This is a genomic window from Endozoicomonas sp. SESOKO3 (genome assembly GCF_024606255.1).
The window spans coordinates 1-1,266 of record NZ_JAHHPR010000321.1 but is presented as its reverse complement, the minus strand read 5'-3'; the positions used below and the strand labels follow the sequence as shown (position 1 = coordinate 1,266).

General features: G+C 43.4%; 2 protein-coding genes. Both read right to left on the bottom strand.

Annotated features, from left to right (window positions below):
* Positions 1 to 457, bottom strand: a 457-nt coding sequence (locus KDK18_RS05655; protein WP_257253818.1) for an F-box protein, incomplete at its 3' end; no start/stop codon positions are given.
* Positions 458 to 1,049: 592 nt separating this feature from the next.
* A complete protein-coding gene (locus KDK18_RS05650; protein ID WP_257253817.1) occupies positions 1,050 to 1,202 on the bottom strand; it encodes a hypothetical protein in 153 nt (50 codons plus the stop codon).
* Between the last annotated feature and the right edge of the window lie 64 nt (positions 1,203 to 1,266).

The following is a 1,266-nucleotide window of genomic DNA, read 5'->3' as shown; positions in this document are numbered from 1 at the left end:
ACATTAAATCTGTGTTGTTGAAAAAAACCAGAGCAGGAAAATCAACATTGTTTCGGCGCTCTATAAGTGACTTGGTTAACACTTGATCATTTGTAAACTGCCCCACCCAACGGCTGAGTTGTTCATCACTTTTTGCTGTGATGACCGTCTTTAACAGAGACTGGTGTGGAGAAGAAAAGCGGCGATACCACGCCTTTGCCAGAAGGTCTTCTCCTTCAATAACCTCTCGAAAGTAGGTACACACCTGTTTTAAACGGGCAATATCTTTAAGTCTCAAACAGCCAATAATTTTCAATTGTGTCAGGCTAGGCAAATTGAGTAGTGAAAGTTCACCCTTGTCAGATACAGTAATTTTTCTACCTGCACTGACACCTATACCCGTTGACGCTTGCTTCGATATAGATTGATCAGGCGTTGTTGAGTGTGTACTGCCAGAGTTTGGATTTATTCGATCCATGCTTGGTTACTCGTATTAATCCTCAATTAGAAAGGACATTCAGAATTGATACTGCAAATTTGACTCGGTTTTAAAATAAAAGTTCAAAATATGTTGTTAAGTGCAACGGACAAAGCTTCTGTCTTTCAGCACACTCAGAATGGCTTTGGCTTCACTCAGCCAAAGCTCACTGGATCGGTGAGGGTGAGAGCTTTCATTTTTCACGTCAAAAATTAAGAAAAATTGAAGCTAATTTCTCTGGTAGATATACCTTTTCAAACGCTGGATTTCTGCATCTTTGATAGATGAATCAGCCATTTTTTGGCCTTAAAGAGCTTTTCTGAAAAAAAACCAACGGGAGGCTTGATTGTAATTGTTTTAACGCGAAACAATGCAGGAAACACGAGCACCTCGGGAAGCAACAGGAAAGGGCCTGGGATATTCGATTTGTTCAGAAGTACTGCAAGATAGAAAGGGTATCAGAAAACAGCACACACTCTGGTATTTGGAAGGTCTGTATTGAGAACACTTTGAAAGAGTAGACAGCAGGGAAGCTGTGCTTCCCCTTTATCCTAAATGCGTTTCTAACATTCTTGCCTGCAAAACGTCACAGTCACGGGTTATCAGATTGTGGTGGTTCTGGTGGCCGCTCAGGCTGAGACCTTAGTTTCTGTCGCTGTTCCCGTAGCGTTTCCGGAGTCAGGGGGTTGCCACCGTTTCCATTATCTCCAGGCCTGGTTACATTTTCAGGATTGGCTGGGCCCATTTGGATTGGCTCCTGGCCCATCGGGATTCACTCCTGGCCCATCGGGATTCACTCCTGGCCCATC